The organism is Maribacter aestuarii, assembly GCF_027474845.2.
Taxonomy (GTDB): domain Bacteria; phylum Bacteroidota; class Bacteroidia; order Flavobacteriales; family Flavobacteriaceae; genus Maribacter; species Maribacter aestuarii.
Genome location: NZ_CP107031.2, coordinates 2,988,143 through 3,006,633 on the forward strand (window position 1 = coordinate 2,988,143; position 18,491 = coordinate 3,006,633).

Genomic DNA, 18,491 nt, shown 5'->3' on the forward strand with positions numbered 1-18,491 from the left:
ATTCCCACTGTATTACTTTGATTGATTATTCACTTCCAAGCTGATTTTCTTAAAGTGGTACCATATTCCAATTAACGATATGACTGCCGTAATCAGAAAGAAAATTACACTGATACTTACAGAAATATTCTCATTCAATTTTAAAAAGGTAGCACCGTAGAAAAATGCAACTTCCCTACTTCCAATTCCACCGATAGTAATTGGTAAGACAGATACAATGGAGGAAATTAGAAAAATCAGAAGGTATGCGATTTGGTCCAATTCTATACCAAGAGCTTTCATAATCCACCAAACGGCGATTAATTGTGCAATTTGGATAAGTGCAGAATAACCCAACGATTTCCAAAAAACGTTTAAAACATAGTTAAAGAAATATTTGTTCAATAGCCAGAAGAGTGCAACCGCTAAGGGAATGGCGAGTATCAACAAAAATCTGATTGACTCAAGGCTTTCGCGTTCTAAGAGCGCTAACAAGAAACAGGCATACAGAAAGAGAAGGGTTAGTCCGCTGAGGCGGTCCAGCACCAGCACGCTAACTACTTTCTTGGTAGAAACTTCGAACCGTTTTCTTATTAAGTACCCTTTGTAGGCATCCCCACCAATGCCTCCCGGCAAAAACAAATTGTAAAACATCCCCAAAAAATAAAGTTGGAGGTTGCTTTTTTGAGTTAGTAAAACCCCGATATTGTGAAAATAGAGATTTAGCCTAAAAGCCGATATGAGTTTTGATAATGTAAAGAAACCCAAGGCAATTAATAAGAAGTAGGGATTACTCCTTTTTAAATTGAAAAAAATGGCACTTAAATCAATTTTGGAAAATATGAAGTAAACGAGCGCTACGCTTATAATTAGTTTAAATAGCGTAGTAAGAATTTTATTCCGTTTTGCCACCTACGCTTACTTTTTTAATACGATAAGGCCTCTTTTTTTGCGATTCGTAGTAGGTTCTTATCAAAAGTTCCATTACAATTCCAATGGTAAACAATTGAATACCTGCCAGAATGAACATCATTCCGAACATAAGTAAAGGGCGTGTCCCGATATCCTCGCCAAAACCAAGTTTTACGATAAGTAAATAAATATTGATTAGTACTCCCAATAGAATCATTAAAAACCCGAAAATCCCAAAAAGGTGAATAGGGCGTTGAAAGTATTTACGAATGAACAACAACAACATCATATCCGCAACTACCTTAAACACGCGTTCTAAACCATATTTGGAAACGCCGGCGTGCCGTGCATGGTGTTTTACCGGAACCTGTTTGATTTGCGCTCCCTCCAGATGGGCTAAAAGTGTGATGAACCTGTGCATTTCGCCATAAAGGTTCAGGTCTTTTGCAATACTTTTGTTGAATACCTTAAGTGCACAACCATTGTCCTTAATGTCTAATTTGGTAACACGTCGTACCAAAAAGTTGGCAATTTTTGAAGGAATCTTTTTGACTAGGGAATCCTTTCTCTTTTGTCTAATCCCGGTTACTACATCATATTCATCGTTTATGGCAAAGGAAAGCATTTGTGGGATATCGCTAGGGTCGTTTTGCAAGTCCCCGTCCATGGTAATGATATACTCGCCGCTGGCATAGTCCAAACCAGCAGCCAGTGCCAAACTTTGTCCATAATTCTTTTTTAATTCGAGAAGGTGGACTTTATCATCGCCCATATCCTTTACCACCTGCTTCGTTCTATCTGTAGAAAAGTCATCGATATAAACGATTTGATAGGAATACCCGCTAAGGCTTTCATGGATTTTTTGCGTTAAAAGTGCTACGTTCTCTTCTTCGTTGTACAGTGGAACAACAATTGATAAAAGTTCAGGAGTAACTATATCCATTAAGCTTTGTTTGGATTTTGGGCAAAGTTATGTTTTTTATCCCTAAGATGATAATTGACAAATAGTGGCTAGACTTTCTAAGTTTTCTAAGAGCTTTTGTAGGCTTGCATTAATTTTTTTGCCGCCATGAAAGGGGAGATTGAGCCCAACATAACTTCCTGTTGTAATTCTGGGAGTAATTTGGAGACCTTTTTGTTCCGTTTGAAATCGTCCGATAGGAGCCCTTGAATATGTTGTGTTAACCAACTTTTGTTCTGACGCTGTCTATTTTCATTAAAATAACCAGAACGCTTAGTTTCGGTTACATACTCCTTTACCACCTCCCATATATAGTCTATGCCCGTATTTTCCAGTGCGGAACAGGTAACGACTTTAGTGGTCCATCCATTGGTTTTGGGTGGGAATAAGTGCAATGCTCTTTTAAACTCGGCTTCTGCGTTTTTAGCAATCCTAACATTTTCGCCATCTGCTTTATTAATGGCAATGGCATCGGCCATTTCAATAATTCCTCTTTTTATGCCTTGTAATTCATCTCCCGCCCCGGCCAGTTTCAAGAGAAGAAAGAAATCTACCATGCTATGTACCGCTATTTCACTTTGACCAACACCAACAGTTTCCACAATAATAACATCATACCCGGCAGCTTCAAGTATAATAATACTCTCCCTTGTTTTTCGGGCAACACCACCCAGGGAGTCTCCTGACGGGGAAGGCCTGATAAAGACATTCTCGTTTTGAACCAATTCGTACATCCGGGTCTTATCACCTAAAATGCTACCTTTTGTCTGGCTGCTTGTTGGGTCTACGGTAAGTATGGCAACTTTGTTTCCTGTAGTTGCTATGAGGCTACCAAAACTTTCAATGAATGTACTTTTGCCAACTCCGGGAACACCGGAAACCCCAATGCGAACGGTATTTGATTCTTTTTTGAGGCAATTTTCAATAAGGGAGTTTGCTATCTTTTGATGGTCTGGATTGGTGCTCTCCACCATGGTGATAGCTTTGCTCAGCATCGCAATATCGTTGGCCAGAATCCCTTTTGTAAGCTCTGCGACGGAATACTTTTGGCCCACGTTTTTTCCGGTAGTTTCCAAATTTATTTATTGATAGGGATACTCACTTTTTGTTTGTCCCAACTTAAGGTAAGGTACAACTGCTCCTCATTTTTAAAGTCGATGGTAAAATTTTCTACCGGCTCCGGCAGTGGTTTAACCGGCACCTCTACCTGTAAAACATCTTTGTCGAAATCCCTGGTGGTTTCCTTGCCGCCACTTAAAAGGGTTACACCCCATTCAGGAATTTCTTTGTTATAGATGATTTTCCAACTTTCCTTACCGGGAATCGTCCAAAGGGAATATTTTCCAGCAGGTAAGGACTTGTCAATAATCATAATTTCTGCAGAATTAGAGAAAGTGGTGGGTTCATTGGCCCCTGTTCGCCACACTTGGCCATAAGGAACCAGTTCGCCAAAAATAACTCGGTCTTTTTTAGATGGACTAGAATAGTTTACTGAAAGCTCAGCACCCTCCAGTGTGTAGTTTGCAGTTTTCTCCGGACTGTTTTTCTTAGTCTGCTTTTTAAGGTAAGGCATACCGATAAAATAAAATAGTGCACCTAAGACAATCACAACAATTCCAAAACGCTTTAAAAATTTCATAGGTACTATATTTATTTAAACCCTTAGTTATTCTAAGGTACTAAATCAAACTTAAAGATGGCAATGTTGTTATACGTTTCCCCTGGTCTTAAAACACTTGAGGGAAAGTCACTTTGGTTGGGAGCATCCGGATAATTCTGAGTCTCAAAACAAATCCCGGGAAAATCGGGAGGAGTATACACGATCACAGCAGGTTGGTTGGTATATACTTTCAATGAAATTCCCGACTTATTGGAATAGAGCTCTGCAATCTTCTCACTACCAATATTCTTCACAAAAGGAGTGTCCAATCGTTTTACACCAATCTTTTTGGATAATAAAAAATTGTAGTCTGTATTCCTTACCGGTATCAAATTGCCCGTCGGTAATAATTTTTCTGTTGTCTCCAAGTAGTAGGGACAATTTAATTGCAGTTCATAGTCATCAACATAAGGGCTGTCATCTAATTTGAAATACGAATGGTTGGTAAGATTAACCACGGTACTTCTGTCCGTTACTGCCTCATGTACGATCTGCAATGCATTACCTACCAATTTATAGGTAACGGTGACGGTAAGGTTTCCAGGATAACCTTCTTCCAGGTGTTTACTTTTATAGGAAAGTTTTACGTAAGGATCATCTTCGTAGCGGACTTCCTCAATGTTCCAATATTTTTGGTTGAATCCTTCTTTACCACCATGTAAATGCACACCTTCCTCATGATACAAAAGAAACTTTTCCCTATCCAACTCAAAACCTCCATTTGAAATACGCCCTGCATAGCGTCCTACACAGGCACCCAAACAGTTCTCGTCCAAGCGATACCGACTGGGATGGTTAAACCCGACTACAACATTGGTGTATTTCCCGTCCGCCCCCTTTACCAGTAATTTCTGGACAATGGCACCATAATCCAGCACCATCAATGTCATAAAAGCGTTGGATATTGTAACTTGTTTCAATTGAAAATTTTTAAAGCGATGTGTAAAAATAGAAGTTTTTTGCAACATCCATTTTTTTCTATCGTCCTTTAAATAACAACTACTAAAAACAAACACCCAACTAACCCAATGTTGCAAATTGATGTTGTAGAAAAATGCAAAATCAACGATCGTAGCGCGCAACTAAAGTTGTACAGGCAATACTGTGATGGAATGTATGCGGTGGCCATGCGCTTTGTCAAGAATTCTGACGATGCGGAGGATGTGCTACAGGAATCGTTTATAAAGGCTTTTCAAAAAATTCATCAGTTTAAGGGCGAGGTAACGTTTGGAGCTTGGTTAAAAAGGATAGTTGTGAATAAGAGCATCGATTTTTTAAAATCGAAAAAACAAAATATGGTGCCCTTAGAAGAAAATTATATGCAGCCCGTTGAAAATGATGATTGGACAGTTGATGAGGAAATTGGATTGGATCATGTAAAGGCAGCCATTGAAAAATTACCGGATAAATACAAATATGTGGTCATGATGTTTTTGGTAGAAGGGTTTGACCATAAGGAAATATCAGAGGTAATGCAAATCGAGGAAACAACGTGTAGAACTAGATTATTAAGAGGTAAACACCGACTAAAGGTACTATTAGAAAAAAAGCAATATGGGACAGGATCTTAGAAAATTGTTTGAAAAAGAGCGGGAAGAACGAAAGTATGAACTAAAGCCAGGCCATGAAGAGCGTTTTTTGCAACGGTTGGATAATACACTACCGCAGCGTAAAAAGTCTTCACTACCCTTATTAAAAATAGCGGCAAGTATTTTATTGGTAGCGACCCTCGGTTTTCTGGGGTATCAAGGACTCACCAAGGAAGAAACGATACCTACGATTATTGTTGATACCCATAGAGAGTCATCTAAAGAGGAAAGTTTTTCTTTCGGAGATCTTTCACCCGACTTGCGAAAGGTTGAAAATTTCTACGTTGCCAATATCAATATGGAATTGTCCCGTCTAGAGGTATCGGGAGAAAATAAGGACTTGGTGGACAGTTTTATGGAGCGGTTATCCGAACTAAATCAAGAATATAAGGATTTAAATAAGGAGTTAAATGAATTAGGCCCCAATGACCAGACCATAGCGGCTTTGATACAGAATTTACAATTACGATTAGAATTACTGCAGAAGTTAAAAAAGAAGTTAAATCAATTAAAATCATCAAAAAATGAACAGATCACGGAAAATAGCATCTAGACAATTCATCATTGCGCTAGGATTTTTTATCGCAACGTTTGCAGCGTTGGGTCAGAAACAGACCAAAACATTCAAGGAGAGTTTTACGGTTGCCGAGGATGCAGTACTGGACATTAACACTAGTTATGCGGATATTGAATTTGAAACTTGGAACAAGGACGTAGTGGAAATTACGGCAACCGTTACTTTGGAGGGCGCTTCTGAAGAAGAGGCCAATTCCTATTTTAATAATGACCCTATTGAAATTTTAGGGAACAGCAAGAAGATTGAAATTACTTCCAGATCAAGGAGCAGGGGATTATTCAATCATGGCGATTTTGATTTCGATTTCGGGGATTATGATATTGAAATTCCTGAAGTTTCATCTTTCGTTATGGAAATGCCCGAAATAGCCCCTTTTCCCGAGATTGCTGAAATGCCACCTTTGCCAATGACCAAAGGGTTTCAATTTGATTATGAAGCTTATAAGAAGGATGGTGAAAAATATATGAAGAAGTGGCAAAAGGATTTTGAAAAAAGCTTCGATAAAGAGTATCAAAAGCGGTTGGAAGAGTGGGGCGAACGCATGGAGAAGCGTGCAGAGGAGCTTGAGAAACGTTTGGAAGAACGTGAACAAAAACAGGCTGAAATGATGGAGAAGCGTGAAGAAATGATGGAAAAGAGAGTTGCAGAAAGAGCCGAACAAAGAGCTAGGATGGCGGAAGTTAGAGCACGAGCGAGGGTAACTAGGGATTCGGCAAGAGCACTGTTCTATCAAAGGGATAGCTTACGCACAGCTCCAAACATTTTTTACTTTTCCACGGACGGAGAAAGTAAAAACTACAAAATAAAAAAGATGATAAAGATAAAAATGCCCAAGTCCACCCGTCTTAAAATGAACGTGCGCCATGGCGAGGTAAAATTGGCGGAAAACACTAGAAACTTGAATGCGACCTTGTCGCATTCAAGCCTTTGGGCCACAACAATAGAAGGTAACCAAACTAACGTCTCTGCATCGTATTCCCCTGTAAAAGTCCAAAAATGGAATTACGGACAGTTGCAGACTAAATATTCTAAAGATGTATCGCTGGCCGAGGTCTTGGACCTCCAATTAAGGGCAACGTCATCAGATGTAACCATTGATAAATTATTGAAAAAGGCGTTTATTAGGAACGATTTCGGACCACTGAAGATCAGTTCCATAGGAAACGATTTTGAGGAAATGGATGTCTCCTTGAAAAATGCCGAACTTACTTTTGAGCTACCTTCCGTAGCTACGGCAATATATGTAAAAGGGAATTCCTCCGAATTGAGCACCCCGGTCGGACTAAAATTAAACCAAACGAAAAATGGAAGTACAATGGTTCATAAGGGATTTCATCTAAAATCAGGCAGTAATCGTTCCATTGTCATCACGGCAGATTATAGTGATGTAGTAGTACAATAATCATTTTTTCAGAACTAATGTCCCAAATATATCCGCATTTATCCAACCTTGATTTTTATCTTCACCTGGTACAAAAACAGAACCAATAAAGTTTTCCCTTTCCGTACTCGTATCATTATCACAATACGCTAGGGCAAATCCGATTTTTTTATCAGGTACAAGGGTTACAGGTTCAACATTGGTTCCCTCAACAAAATTTTCATCAAAAACCTTTATAGCAAGTTCCCACGTAGTAACGTTGTCCGTAGTCGTGTGAACGGATGTTACGTGATCGTTGTATAATTTTGGAGTTTTATCAGGGGCCAGGTCAACCACATTCCCATCAAGCGCTACATGGTAAGCAAAGGCATTATGACTATATTGATGTAATCCCCCACTATTATCCTCGTCCACAAAAACTTCGAGACAATCGTCGTTCCACCACAGTTTTAAAGGATCTTCGGTCTTATCCAGCAGGATATCATCGGTAATTTCGACCAAAAAATAGAGTCCCTCCTCGTTCCATGCAAGTTTATACCTTCCGTTAAAGTCATCGTAATCATATGGTCCCCCGATCCAATTTTGATCTAAGGGATTCCAATCTATCAAACTCCAAAAACTTTCAGAAGCCTTACCATCTAGATTGGGCGGTTTTTCAATGTAGGTAACCTCCAGGATTGAAGTATCTTCTTTCTTTTTTACAGAATTACAGCATAGGAATAGTAGAGCTACAAGCGTAGAAAAACCTTTTTTCATAAGTCACAAATTTGGGGTTTGCGCTATTAAATATAGTAATTTCCAATTTCATGTAGGTTTTTTATTACTTAAATCACAACTAAAATACACATGGGAAATTTCAAATTTTATATGGGGTTGTATTACACTATTAAATCTTTATTCCAATAAACTATCTTTTCCTGATGCATGGCATCCAAGCCCATTTGTACACAAGCCGCGGTTTTGGCACCTGTGCGTAGATTGGACAGGGGTTCCGTATTGTTAAGAACACTTGTCCTAAAGTCCAATAAGGCCTGTTTGCTAGGGTCGGAATGATTTACTTCTATGGGGATTCCTTTTCCCTGCTCCCAATTAACCGTGGCGCCAGAAACGCCATCTACCTCTCCCAGCTCCTTTTTATAACTACCTTCTGGATAGAACCAAGCTTTAACGTAATCCAAAATGATAGTGCCTTTATCTCCCATAACTTTAATCTTATAGTCGTCCAGTGCGTTACTGGTAAGGCAGGTGAATTTTGCTTTCACCCCATTGGAATAGGTATAGAGTAGGTGCACATTGTCATAGGTTTCCCTACCGTCCTTCCAGTAGTCGATTCCTCCTACACCCATAACTTTTTCCGGGACTGAATCTAATACCCAGTTGGAAAAATCCAATTGGTGTGAACAGAGTTCAGCGACCAGGCCACCGGAAAATTCCCTGTACATTCTCCAGTTTATTGCTTTCTCCAATTCTGGACTAGGAACCGGTCTGCGCCAGTCCCCATTTCGGTTCCATTGACATTCAATCGCCGTAATATTTCCGACTTTACCATCTTTTATAAGTTCTACCACATGGGTGTAAAGTCTAGAACTATGGTATTGATGCCCCGTTTGAAATGTTTTATGGATGTTCTTGGCCGTGTCGACCAAATTCTGAATACCAAAAAAACCTTTGGCCAAAGTCTTTTCACAGTATACGTGCTTACCGGCATCCAAAGCGTCCATTGCAATTTTGGAATGGGTATTGAACGGTGTTGCTATCAATACCGCATCGATATCCTGATTTTCCAATAGTTTTCTATAATCTCTATACCCTTCAGCCTTTCTCTCGGTTTTTTGAAGTCCGTTATCCAGTCTAAAGGGTAAACTGTCGCAACAAGCCACCACTTGTAGGTTTTCAATTTGATTGATAAACGGAATAAGTCCACCACCTCTATCTCCGGTACCTATGACACCAATATTTAAAGTCTCCAATGGACTTTTAGTACTAAATGTGCCGCCCAATAGGGTGTTGGTGGAGACGGTAGCGACCGTAGCCAGACCCGTTTTAATCACAAAATTTCGCCTATTCATATTTTATAGGGATTCTTATGTAGTTATTATAATTTTGGCTCCCATCCCGGTTCGTATTCGCGTTTCCATGACTGCATGGCTTCGTCGTTATTTAATACTTTTCCGGTTGCCGTATCCACAATTAACGTTTCACCGGCATCTTGGGCCATATTACATAAATGACATAACATAGTGGAGATACTTCCGTCGTTTATATCGGCGTGTAAACTGGTATCCCTTCTAATCGCATCAAAGAAATTGCCTACGTGATTTACATCCAAGCCACCTTCGCCACGCGTATTTGTGGTAGCGCTTTCCGCACCTTCCAATTCTTCTTTTAATAGATTTCCTTGCAGGTCAAAAAGCCTATAAAAATTCCTGTCCAATTGAATAGCGCCCCTGCTTCCATAGATAGTAGTTCCGCGCCCAGGTCTTTCTGGTTTCATCATACCGCGGCTATGTCCCGTCCACGTAATGAACTTATCATCGGGAAAAGTATAAGTAACCTGTTGATTATCCACAAACTCCCAATCGTCGTCGTACGTATATTTGCCTCCAAAAGAGGTTACACTTTCAGGTAAATCTACGCCCAAGGCCCAACGGGCGATATCTATTTCATGAGTGCCGTTGTTGTGGACTTCTCCGGTTCCCCAATTTCGGAACCAATGCCAGTTGTAGGGATGTATGTTGTCCTTATACTGCTTTCTTGGTGCAGGTCCTTGCCATAACTCCCAATTCAAGGTACTTGGGACTTCAATAGGATTTCCGATGCCAATGGAGCCCCTATTGTTGGAATAATAGGCTTCTCCTTTGTATACATCTCCGATAATCCCTTCCCTTATGTCCTTTATGGCCATAATAGAGGTCTTCGCAGAACGTTGCTGATTACCCATTTGCACTTTTTTGCCATATTTTTTTTGTGCGGCAACCAACAAATCGTTTTCGTGAGGATTATGACTGCACGGTTTTTCCACATACACATGTTTCCCCGCCTGTAGCCCTAAGATTGCCATGGGGGCATGCCAGTGCTCGGGAGTGGCAATGAATATGGCATCAACATCCTTATCCTCAAGAATTTTCCTAAAGTCTTTTTCCACTTTTGGGACATAACCTATATTTTCTTGGCACCAACTGTTATGCTCCTCAATGATAGTGTCATCTACATCGCAGTTATAAAGTATTTTGGCATTGGCATCCTGATGAATTGCCATTACATGGGCTTTTGCCCTGCTTCGCACTCCAATAACGGCGCAATTGATTTGGTCATTGGACCCTAATATTCCTGCAAAGGATTTTTGTGGGAGCACTAAGCCTCCTAAGGTTACCACCGCTGTTCCTGCCGCTGTTTTTTTAATAAATTGCCTTCGTGTGTTCATGCCAGGTTATTTTGTAATAGGTTTTATTTTTATGTTTTTAAAAGATACACGGTCCCCATGATCTTGCAATAATAAATGTCCTGTTTCGGACTCGCCAAAATTGGGCCATTTTTCATATTTGCTTTCGGAAACCAGCTTTTTAAAATCATCGCTTTTACGTTCATATTCCAAAACTTTCATCCCGTTCAGCCAGTGCTCCACGTGATTATCTTTTGATATGATATGGGCTGTGTTCCACTCCCCAATCGGATTCATGTGTTTGTTCTCATCCGCCTTTATGAGGTCATATAGGGAAGCCACAGTTCTACTACCTTCATGGTTTCCTAATTTGGCGTCGGGATGTCTGGCATCATCCAAAATCTGATACTCCAAGCCTATGGAGGAACCTGGTCCTTTGTTCAGATCTGTATCCACATAATACTTAATACCGCTATTGGCGCCCTCAGTAATCCTGAAATCCAATTTTAATTCAAAATCACCATATTTCTCTTTTGTGACAATATCCCCGCCAGCTTCCGATTCACCTCCACCTGATGCCAATACGGTGAGAACCCCGTCATTTATTTCCCAACCCTTTTCCGGGAATTCATCCAATCTGGCACCCCTCCATCCTGCGGTAGTTTTTCCGTCCCAAAGCATTTCCCAGCCCTGCTCCAGCTCACTTGTGCCCAAGGAATTCTTAGTAATTACCGGAGTCAAGGGGCTTTTACGTGAATATTTGGAAAGGCTATCGGTAAGAATTTTGATATCCCTCCAGATAATTTCAGTTCCTTCTTGTTGATTTTCGCCAATACTGTGAACTTGGAGGCCAATAAAACCCTCTGCAGTTTTATCATCGATGAGATAGGCTGCCGGCACATCGTTTATCCAAGTTTTAATGGTATCACCTATAGCCTCAATGCGGTAATGATTCCAATCATTCTGTTTAAAAGCTGCCTGCGCTTTGGGATTGTCCGTTAATGGATGTAGCCAACCTCGCCTGCCTTCATCATAAATTCCTGCACTCCAAGCACGATCCGATGGGTCTATCTCGATTTGATACCCGTGTACACGACCATCTTGGTAGTGCGGAAAACTGTTACTCCTAATTTGTATCCCGGAATTCATGCTAGAATCAACTTTATACTCCAGTTCCAGTATAAAATCCCCGTATTTTTTTTCCGAGGTCATAAAAGAGTTGGGGGTGTTATGAACAGTGGTGCCAACGATACTATTATCTCTTACCGCATAATTTGCAATCCCACCCAGTTGCGTCCAACCGTTTAATGTCTTGCCGTCAAATAGGCTAATCCATGGCGTATCATCTTTTGGTTCTTGGTTGCAGCTCAAAAGGAGTAGCACGCTAGCACAAGCACCCAAGAGCAGTTTCAATTTTGGTTTTAATTGTTCGGTCATCATAAATTTTAAAAAATTGCACAATAAAAAAGCGTCCATTACGGACGCTTGAATATACTAATTTATGGCGAGACAATTTAGTGGGCGTTTTCTTTTAAATAATCACCAAAGTTCTCCTTGAACCTGTTCAACCGTGGAATGGATACATTGCGGATGTAGGAATTGTTTGGATTCTTTTTCTCGTAATCCTGATGGTATTCCTCTGCTTTCCAAAACTTTTCAAATTTGGTCACTTCGGTGGTAATTGGCTCACCGTCATAAACGTTCTGATCTTTTAAAGCCTGAATATAATTTTCAATGATTTTCTTTTCTTCCTCGTTTTTATAAAAAGCTATGGACCTGTATTGTGTACCACGGTCAGGCCCCTGGCGATTTAACGTAGTAGGGTCATGGGAACCAAAAAATACTTGTACCAAGGCGGTGAAAGAAATCACTTCTGGATCATAATAGACTTCTACAGCTTCTGCATGTGATGTCTTTCCATAACCAATCATTTCATAAGTGGGATTTTCTTCCTCACCTCCGGAATAACCAGAAACAGCTTCTTTGACTCCTTTGACACTTTCAAAAATAGCTTCCACGCACCAAAAACAACCACTTGCAAAATAAGCGGTCTCATATTTACTCAACTCCTGTGGACTAAGTTTTTCTACTTCCTCCACTTCCATATTGGTGGCTTCGGCAGTAGTACTTTTTTTAGGGGAGGATTGACAGCTGGCAACGAAAACGGTGACCATGGTCAAAACCGTTAATTTTATGTGTTTCATTATTTTCTCTTTTAGCAATTGGTAGGCAATTTACAAACTACTTACGGCAGAAAGGGTTAAAAAGTGTTAATGAAATGGATTCATGCCCTATTTTTACGGTATGAAGACTTTTGAGGATAAAATAATGTCATACTCCAATGGACCAACTCCTATACTGGATGCCAACCTTCCTTTGAAAAGTTATGTTCCAATAGATTTATCCGTAAATAATCCAGACTTGGAACTTTTAAATATTGCGGACCCAGAGGTTTGCCAATCTTATGTTGAGAGGGTTCTTCAGTCGAAAGGTGGTAAGATTGCCTATGGCGGCTATTTGGAAAAGCGCAATTTATATGGCGACAAAGCCAATTTTTCTGATGGAAATACGAGTCGTAGGGACATTCATTTGGGCATTGATTTCTGGTGCGCTGCCGGCACAAAAGTCATGGTCCCCGTTGATGGTGTAGTACATAGTTTTAAAAACAATGCTAATATTGGAGATTATGGTCCTACCATTATATTGAAGCATGAAATCGATAATATCATCTTTTACACTTTGTATGGTCATCTATCCTTATCATCCTTGGAGGGGTTGACTATTGGTAGGGAATTTAAAAAGGGTGATGTATTGGCTACTTTGGGCACTCCCGACATCAATGTCAACTATGCGCCTCATCTCCATTTTCAAATCATAAAGGACCTAGGGGATTTTTTTGGAGACTATCCCGGTGTTTGTTCTCATGAAAACTTGGATTTTTACCGTGAAAATTGTCCCGACCCAAATCTCCTACTCAAAATTGGGAGCTGATTTACCGTTTATCCACACCTTTTTTCGGTAAGTGGTATTTAGGTGTCGTGTATTTAATCGATGGATTTTTGCACTTTATCCAAATTGATGCCGGATACCGAGTAATACGTGTTTTTCAGCGAATGACCACCCCGTAAAATACACTTGTGCGAGTTATAATAGTGTAACAAACGCAAGTCATGAAAACAATAGCAACCATCTTCTTTATCTTCTTCATCGGAACTGCAGCCCAGGCTCAGAATAACACTACCGATGTTAAAGTGGAGACGGTTGAAATGACCATCGTTACCGAAACCGCTTACGAACTTAACTTGGAGAACAAGACGGAAGTTGCTAGGTTGTACAAGTTTAAAAATGCCAGAGTAAAAAAAGAGCTTTCTTTTTACACGAAGAGAAACGCCGCTAAAATGGCTTAATACAAACCCAAAAATCAAAACCCATGAGAAATTCTATCATTCACATCATAGCCACTAAAATTGAAACTGTTATTTTGTCTTTAGCCCCGCAGCCCACAAGAAAATATGCATTGGTTTACGTTAGAAGTAATAAGAGATAATTAGACTAGTTGGTAGCTAGTTCCGACTTTCCTTTTCAGTTATCCATATACGTATGTAGGAAATAACTGATTAAATCGATGAACTGCTTAAAATATCAGATTAAAAACAACTACACATGTAGGAAAATGAGTTTCAAAACGTGTAGCTCATCGAATATTTGGTAATTCATCGGTAAAACCATTCCACTTATCGATTCAAATCAAATGAAAAGCGCAAAGTGATAGTTATCATTATCCCAAATTAACCTACTATGCGTGCCATTCTTTTTTTATTTCTAGTTATCTGTGCCGGATTCTTTGCCCAAGCACAGGATAGTGAACAACCCAAAGTGAAGACGATGACCATGCCCGTTGTCCAAAGTATTGATACCACAAATGTGGCGAAGTCCGAATGTCCGACCCTAGCCGGAGTATTTGTACTTAAGAACTCCCGGGTAAAAAGGGCGTTAACCTTTAAAACAAGAAAAAGGGATGCGAAGTTGGTTTAATCAAGTGCCATCTCTGTTTCTTCAACAGGTAGCACGACTTCTTTTAGAACGTCCCAAACATTTTCAGCCACTATTTGTTGACCTTCAGCCGTGGGATGAATTCCATCTTCCAGGTTCAGCTCCGGGTTCCCTGCAACCCCTTCCAGTAAGAACGGAATAAGATAAACATCATTCTTTTCCGCAAGACTAGGAAAGATATTCCTGAACTCGGTGGTGTAGGCTTGCCCCATGTTCGGAGGAATTTGCATTCCCGCCAAAACTATTTTGGTATACTCATTTTTTGACCGGACCAAGTCTATCATTTCCTGAAGATTATTTCTGGTTTCCTTTAAAGGGATTCCACGAAGACCATCATTGGCACCCAATTCCAGGACAAAAACATCCACGTCCTGATTCAAGACCCAATCCAAACGGTTTAATCCACCAGAAGTGGTTTCCCCACTAAGGCCAGAGTTTATGACGGTATACTTCAGACCTAGGGAATCCAAACGTTGTTGTATAAGGTTGGGAAAGCCATCCTCGGTATCCAATCCGTAAGCCGCGGTAAGGCTATTGCCAAAAAAGAGGATTACCTTATTATCGTCTACTATTTCCTCATCCGCTAAGGTCGTTCCTTGTTCCGTGGTTGTTTCTACTTCCTTTTCTTTCGGGTTTTCACCACAGCTTAATAAGAAGAATACTGCCAAAAAATAACTAAACTTTAATACTTTGTGCATAGTGTAGGGTGCTAGAAATCAAAATCATTTCTTTATTTTGCCTGCTTGTAGCAAATGATTTATGACAAAGATATTAAACGTCCGCAACCTGAAGAAAACCTATACGAGCGGTTCCAAGAATTTAACGGTATTGGATGACATTTCATTCGATATAAATGCGGGGGATACCTTTGCCATTGTGGGGCCATCCGGTAGTGGAAAAACAACACTTTTAGGCCTGTGTGCGGGCCTTGACCGGTCCGATGAGGGTTCCGTTGAACTGTGTGGAAGGGAATTGAGCTCCCTGAACGAAGACCAACGGGCGCTGCTAAGAAATCAAAAAGTAGGTTTTATATTTCAGGATTTTCAATTGCTACCCACTTTAACGGCCTTGGAGAACGTAAGTGTACCCTTGGAACTCCAAGGAGTTCCGAACGCACAAAAAGATGCGATGGAATTACTTGAGAAAGTAGGTTTGGGGGATAGGCACGACCATTATCCTTCCCAACTTTCCGGTGGGGAGCAGCAACGGGTGGCACTGGCAAGAGCATTTTCCAATAAACCCGCCATTCTGTTTGCGGACGAACCTACGGGAAACCTGGACGAGGAAACGGGTGAAAAAGTAATCAAGCTGCTGTTTAACCTGAATAAGGAAATGGGGACGACCTTGGTCATCGTGACCCATGATTTGGATCTTGCACGTTTAAACCAACATGTCTTGCGGTTAAAGGGAGGAAAAATTATTGCGAACGAAACAGCCCAAGCATCTTGAGCGATTTTATACATGTAGTAAAGACTCCTATTCGTTGGTTGTTTAAAATGGCGTGGAGAGATGGCAAGGCAAGTGGTAAGCGATTATTGCTATTTATGGCGTCCATCATCTTAGGTATCGCTGCCGTGGTATCCATACAATCCTTCAGCCAGAACCTACAAGAGAATATTGGCCTTCAGTCGAAGGCTTTAATGGGAGCCGATTATCTAATTGATAGTAACCAGCCTGCCAATGAACGGGTTGTGGCTATTATGGATTCCCTTGGTGGGGCCAATGCTAAGGAGGTCAAATTTGCCTCAATGGCGGCCTTTTCCAAAAACAGGGCGACGAAGTTGGTACAGGTTAGGGGCGTGGAAGGTAATTTTCCGTTTTACGGTGAACTGGAAACAGAGCCTTTGGAAGCCGCCCAAAATTACCAAAAGAAAGGTGGTGCTTTGGTAGACGCCACGGTAATGCTTCAATTCGATTTAAAACCGGGGGATAGTGTTAAATTGGGCAATCTGACTTTTCCGATTATCGGTTCCTTGATTACCGCGCCAGGTAGTACGGGTATAGGTACATCCGTAGCACCTCCCGTTATGGTGCCCTTTGAGTTTATGGAGCCTAGCGGTCTGCTTCAAAAAGGGAGTCGGTTGGAATACAACTATTACTTTAAAGCTCCCGAGGCCGACTTACAAAAGCTGAATAAGGAGATAGACCCCTTATTGGATGAACAAAATGCCGACTTGGATACCCATACGGATACCAGCCAACGTTTGGGCAGGCGGTACGAAAACGTAGGCCGATTCCTGAACCTTGTAGCCTTTATAGCCCTTTTATTGGGTTGCGTGGGGATTGCAAGCTCCGTTCATATCTATATCAAAGAAAAACTAAGGGCGGTAGCGGTGCTTAAATGTCTAGGGGCAACTCGTAAGCAGACCTTCCTTATTTTTCTAATTCAAATTGTGGGAATGGGCTTGGTAGGCGGTATTATAGGGACGGCAGTGGGCTTAGTGTTACAGCAATCCTTTCCGTTCATCCTTCAGGAATTCTTACCCTTTCAAGTAGAGATAAGTACTTCTTTCCAGGCCATTTTCATGGGACTGGTATTGGGTGTTCTCATGTCGGTTCTTTTTGCTTTATCGCCATTGATCAATACCTGGTACGTATCGCCACTACAGGTGCTACGGGTACAGGAAAATCTGGGCACCAAGTCAAGGGCCGCACAAATTGTTGTCATCGTTAGCATTATCCTGTTTGTATTTCTCTTTGCCCTTTGGTTGTTAGGAAACCTAAAATACGCCCTGAGCTTTGTATTGGGAATTTTGGTCACATTTTCTATTCTAGCCGGGGTTGCAATTCTCTTTATGCGATTGATAAAACGTTATTTTCCTAAATCTTGGAGTTTTACGGCAAGGCAGAGCTTGTTGAACCTCTTTAGACCCAACAACCAGACCGCTGTCCTCATCCTGGCCATTGGTATTGGTACGTTTCTGATCAGCACGCTCTATTTTACGAAGGATTTCCTGCTCGCCAAGGCACAGATCGAATCGAACGAAAAAAGTCCGAACATCATCATGTTCGATATTCAGACCCAACAAAAGGAGGACGTGGCCAACACGATCACCCCAAAAGGTTTGCGCATACTCAATAACATACCCATTATTACGATGCGACTCCAAAAAATAAAGGATCGCAGCGTAAACGATATCCGATTGGACACTACCTCTAGAGTTAATAAATGGATCCTAAGTCACGAGTTTCGGGTAACTTATAGGGATTCTTTGATTGCTTCGGAGAAATTGGTTTCGGGCACTTGGAATCCTAAAGTGGATAAAACGAAACCCATTCCTATTTCCCTATCCGATAATGTGGCGGGAGATGCCAGGGTTGTAGTAGGGGATACCTTGTTGTTCAATGTGCAAGGTCAGTTAATGGAAACCGTGGTCGGTAGCATCCGTGAAGTGGATTGGGGCAGGATGCAACTTAACTTCTCCGTGGTTTTCCCAACCGGGGTGTTGGAGAATGCACCACAATTCCATGTCATGACCACCAACGCGCCCGATAAGGCTAGCTCGGCTAACTTACAACGGGAATTGGTACGGAAATTTCCCAATGTGTCCATTTTGGATTTGAGACAAGTGTTGACACTCGTAGAAAGTATTCTGGACAAGATTTCATGGGTGATTAGTTTTATGGCATTTTTTAGTATCCTTACGGGTATCATTGTCCTTATTGGCTCGGTACGGAACAGCAAATATCAGCGCATAAAGGAGAGTGTGCTGCTTAGGACCTTGGGCGCCCATAGGAAGCAAATCCTGAGAATAACGGCTTTGGAGTATTTGTATCTTGGTATTTTGGGTAGCGGCGTGGGTATTTTATTATCCCTAGTAAGTAGCCAGTTACTGGCCTTTTTTGTCTTTGAAACGCCTTTTGTGCCCTCTTTGATTCCCTTTTTGGTGGTACTTCCCGGTATCACCTTGTTGGTATTGCTCATAGGTTTGTCCAATAGTAGGAGTGTTTTGAACAGTCCACCTTTACAGGTCTTACGGAAAGAGGGGAAGTGATT

The 18,491-nt window shown here is 41.0% G+C and carries 19 protein-coding genes; 8 read left to right on the top strand and 11 right to left on the bottom strand.

Features of this window, described 5'->3' with window-relative positions:
* Nucleotides 1-12 precede the first annotated feature (12 nt).
* The 5 genes from N8A89_RS13645 to N8A89_RS13665 form a co-directional block, all read right to left on the bottom strand.
* Nucleotides 13-891, bottom strand: coding sequence for a lysylphosphatidylglycerol synthase transmembrane domain-containing protein (locus tag N8A89_RS13645; protein WP_281542743.1), 879 nt, complete (start codon nt 889-891; stop codon nt 13-15).
* The gene (locus tag N8A89_RS13650) at nt 875-1,834 is read right to left on the bottom strand and encodes a glycosyltransferase family 2 protein (protein ID WP_281542744.1); all 960 of its coding nucleotides are present in this window, start codon (nt 1,832-1,834) and stop codon (nt 875-877) included. Before N8A89_RS13650 ends, N8A89_RS13645 begins: the two co-directional genes overlap by 17 nt.
* 86 nt (nt 1,835-1,920) lie before the next feature.
* Nucleotides 1,921-2,928 carry a methylmalonyl Co-A mutase-associated GTPase MeaB gene (meaB, locus tag N8A89_RS13655; RefSeq protein ID WP_281542745.1) on the bottom strand — a complete coding sequence of 336 codons (1,008 nt, stop codon included), beginning with the start codon at nt 2,926-2,928 and terminating at the stop codon, nt 1,921-1,923.
* Nucleotides 2,929-2,930: 2 nt separating this feature from the next.
* Nucleotides 2,931-3,491 carry a DUF2911 domain-containing protein gene (locus N8A89_RS13660; RefSeq protein WP_281542746.1) on the bottom strand — a complete coding sequence of 187 codons (561 nt, stop codon included), beginning with the start codon at nt 3,489-3,491 and terminating at the stop codon, nt 2,931-2,933.
* Nucleotides 3,492-3,523: 32 nt separating this feature from the next.
* The gene (locus N8A89_RS13665; RefSeq protein ID WP_281542747.1) at nt 3,524-4,432 is read right to left on the bottom strand and encodes an aldose epimerase family protein; all 909 of its coding nucleotides are present in this window, start codon (nt 4,430-4,432) and stop codon (nt 3,524-3,526) included.
* Nucleotides 4,433-4,540: 108 nt separating this feature from the next.
* On the opposite strand from N8A89_RS13665, the gene N8A89_RS13670 reads away from it, so the two are divergent.
* From N8A89_RS13670 to N8A89_RS13680, 3 genes are read left to right on the top strand one after another with little or no spacing between them, the layout of a single operon-like run.
* Nucleotides 4,541-5,083: an RNA polymerase sigma factor gene (locus tag N8A89_RS13670; protein ID WP_289644468.1), complete on the top strand. Its 543-nt coding sequence runs from the start codon at nt 4,541-4,543 to the stop codon at nt 5,081-5,083.
* On the top strand, nt 5,067-5,654 hold the full coding sequence (locus N8A89_RS13675; protein ID WP_289644469.1) for a hypothetical protein: 588 nt from the start codon (nt 5,067-5,069) through the stop codon (nt 5,652-5,654). Before N8A89_RS13670 ends, N8A89_RS13675 begins: the two co-directional genes overlap by 17 nt.
* A complete protein-coding gene (locus N8A89_RS13680) occupies nt 5,626-7,080 on the top strand; it encodes a hypothetical protein (RefSeq protein ID WP_281542748.1) in 1,455 nt (484 codons plus the stop codon). The genes N8A89_RS13675 and N8A89_RS13680 overlap by 29 nt, the downstream gene beginning before the upstream one ends.
* Here the strand turns inward: N8A89_RS13680 and N8A89_RS13685 are convergent, their stop codons facing one another.
* From N8A89_RS13685 to msrA, 5 genes are all read right to left on the bottom strand, one after another.
* Complete coding sequence (locus N8A89_RS13685) at nt 7,081-7,815, bottom strand: sugar-binding protein (RefSeq protein WP_281542749.1); 735 nt, start codon at nt 7,813-7,815, stop codon at nt 7,081-7,083.
* Between the two features lie 122 nt (nt 7,816-7,937).
* The gene (locus N8A89_RS13690; protein ID WP_281542750.1) at nt 7,938-9,128 is read right to left on the bottom strand and encodes a Gfo/Idh/MocA family protein; all 1,191 of its coding nucleotides are present in this window, start codon (nt 9,126-9,128) and stop codon (nt 7,938-7,940) included.
* Between the two features lie 26 nt (nt 9,129-9,154).
* Nucleotides 9,155-10,483 (bottom strand): Gfo/Idh/MocA family oxidoreductase, encoded by a 1,329-nt coding sequence (locus N8A89_RS13695; protein WP_289644470.1) that lies wholly within the window; start codon nt 10,481-10,483, stop codon nt 9,155-9,157.
* Nucleotides 10,484-10,489: 6 nt separating this feature from the next.
* The gene (locus N8A89_RS13700) at nt 10,490-11,881 is read right to left on the bottom strand and encodes a 3-keto-disaccharide hydrolase (RefSeq protein WP_430682003.1); all 1,392 of its coding nucleotides are present in this window, start codon (nt 11,879-11,881) and stop codon (nt 10,490-10,492) included.
* A gap of 74 nt (nt 11,882-11,955) precedes the next feature.
* A complete protein-coding gene (msrA, locus tag N8A89_RS13705; RefSeq protein ID WP_289644471.1) occupies nt 11,956-12,645 on the bottom strand; it encodes a peptide-methionine (S)-S-oxide reductase MsrA in 690 nt (229 codons plus the stop codon).
* Nucleotides 12,646-12,727: 82 nt separating this feature from the next.
* Between msrA and N8A89_RS13710 the strand changes: the two genes are divergently transcribed.
* The 3 genes from N8A89_RS13710 (at nt 12,728) to N8A89_RS13720 (ending at nt 14,476) form a co-directional block, all read left to right on the top strand.
* Complete coding sequence (locus tag N8A89_RS13710) at nt 12,728-13,432, top strand: peptidoglycan DD-metalloendopeptidase family protein (protein WP_289644472.1); 705 nt, start codon at nt 12,728-12,730, stop codon at nt 13,430-13,432.
* A 179-nt stretch (nt 13,433-13,611) separates the two neighbouring features.
* A complete protein-coding gene (locus tag N8A89_RS13715) occupies nt 13,612-13,848 on the top strand; it encodes a hypothetical protein (protein WP_281542753.1) in 237 nt (78 codons plus the stop codon).
* Between the two features lie 391 nt (nt 13,849-14,239).
* Nucleotides 14,240-14,476, top strand: coding sequence for a hypothetical protein (locus N8A89_RS13720; RefSeq protein WP_281542754.1), 237 nt, complete (start codon nt 14,240-14,242; stop codon nt 14,474-14,476).
* Here N8A89_RS13720 and N8A89_RS13725 read toward each other — a convergent pair.
* Nucleotides 14,473-15,192 (bottom strand): arylesterase, encoded by a 720-nt coding sequence (locus tag N8A89_RS13725; RefSeq protein WP_281542755.1) that lies wholly within the window; start codon nt 15,190-15,192, stop codon nt 14,473-14,475. The genes N8A89_RS13720 and N8A89_RS13725 overlap by 4 nt on opposite strands.
* A 61-nt stretch (nt 15,193-15,253) precedes the next feature.
* Between N8A89_RS13725 and N8A89_RS13730 the strand changes: the two genes are divergently transcribed.
* Both N8A89_RS13730 and N8A89_RS13735 read left to right on the top strand, forming a co-directional pair.
* Nucleotides 15,254-15,943 carry an ABC transporter ATP-binding protein gene (locus N8A89_RS13730; protein ID WP_281542756.1) on the top strand — a complete coding sequence of 230 codons (690 nt, stop codon included), beginning with the start codon at nt 15,254-15,256 and terminating at the stop codon, nt 15,941-15,943.
* A gap of 47 nt (nt 15,944-15,990) precedes the next feature.
* Nucleotides 15,991-18,489, top strand: a complete 2,499-nt coding sequence (locus N8A89_RS13735; protein ID WP_281543284.1) for an ABC transporter permease — start codon at nt 15,991-15,993, stop codon at nt 18,487-18,489.
* Nucleotides 18,490-18,491 lie beyond the last annotated feature (2 nt).

Excerpts from the sequence above, each read along its gene's own strand:
- N8A89_RS13650 (WP_281542744.1), bottom strand. The coding sequence starts at position 1,834 with ATGGATATAGTTACTCCTGAACTTTTATCAATTGTTGTTCCACTGTAC.
- N8A89_RS13660 (WP_281542746.1), bottom strand. The coding sequence starts at position 3,491 with ATGAAATTTTTAAAGCGTTTTGGAATTGTTGTGATTGTCTTAGGTGCA.
- N8A89_RS13670 (WP_289644468.1), top strand. The coding sequence starts at position 4,541 with ATGTTGCAAATTGATGTTGTAGAAAAATGCAAAATCAACGATCGTAGC.
- N8A89_RS13675 (WP_289644469.1), top strand. The coding sequence starts at position 5,067 with ATGGGACAGGATCTTAGAAAATTGTTTGAAAAAGAGCGGGAAGAACGA.
- N8A89_RS13680 (WP_281542748.1), top strand. The coding sequence starts at position 5,626 with ATGAACAGATCACGGAAAATAGCATCTAGACAATTCATCATTGCGCTA.
- N8A89_RS13685 (WP_281542749.1), bottom strand. The coding sequence starts at position 7,815 with ATGAAAAAAGGTTTTTCTACGCTTGTAGCTCTACTATTCCTATGCTGT.
- N8A89_RS13690 (WP_281542750.1), bottom strand. The coding sequence starts at position 9,128 with ATGAATAGGCGAAATTTTGTGATTAAAACGGGTCTGGCTACGGTCGCT.
- N8A89_RS13695 (WP_289644470.1), bottom strand. The coding sequence starts at position 10,483 with ATGAACACACGAAGGCAATTTATTAAAAAAACAGCGGCAGGAACAGCG.
- N8A89_RS13700 (WP_430682003.1), bottom strand. The coding sequence starts at position 11,881 with ATGATGACCGAACAATTAAAACCAAAATTGAAACTGCTCTTGGGTGCT.
- msrA (WP_289644471.1), bottom strand. The coding sequence starts at position 12,645 with ATGAAACACATAAAATTAACGGTTTTGACCATGGTCACCGTTTTCGTT.
- N8A89_RS13710 (WP_289644472.1), top strand. The coding sequence starts at position 12,728 with ATGCCCTATTTTTACGGTATGAAGACTTTTGAGGATAAAATAATGTCA.
- N8A89_RS13715 (WP_281542753.1), top strand. The coding sequence starts at position 13,612 with ATGAAAACAATAGCAACCATCTTCTTTATCTTCTTCATCGGAACTGCA.
- N8A89_RS13720 (WP_281542754.1), top strand. The coding sequence starts at position 14,240 with ATGCGTGCCATTCTTTTTTTATTTCTAGTTATCTGTGCCGGATTCTTT.
- N8A89_RS13725 (WP_281542755.1), bottom strand. The coding sequence starts at position 15,192 with ATGCACAAAGTATTAAAGTTTAGTTATTTTTTGGCAGTATTCTTCTTA.
- N8A89_RS13730 (WP_281542756.1), top strand. The coding sequence starts at position 15,254 with ATGACAAAGATATTAAACGTCCGCAACCTGAAGAAAACCTATACGAGC.
- N8A89_RS13735 (WP_281543284.1), top strand. The coding sequence starts at position 15,991 with ATGGCGTGGAGAGATGGCAAGGCAAGTGGTAAGCGATTATTGCTATTT.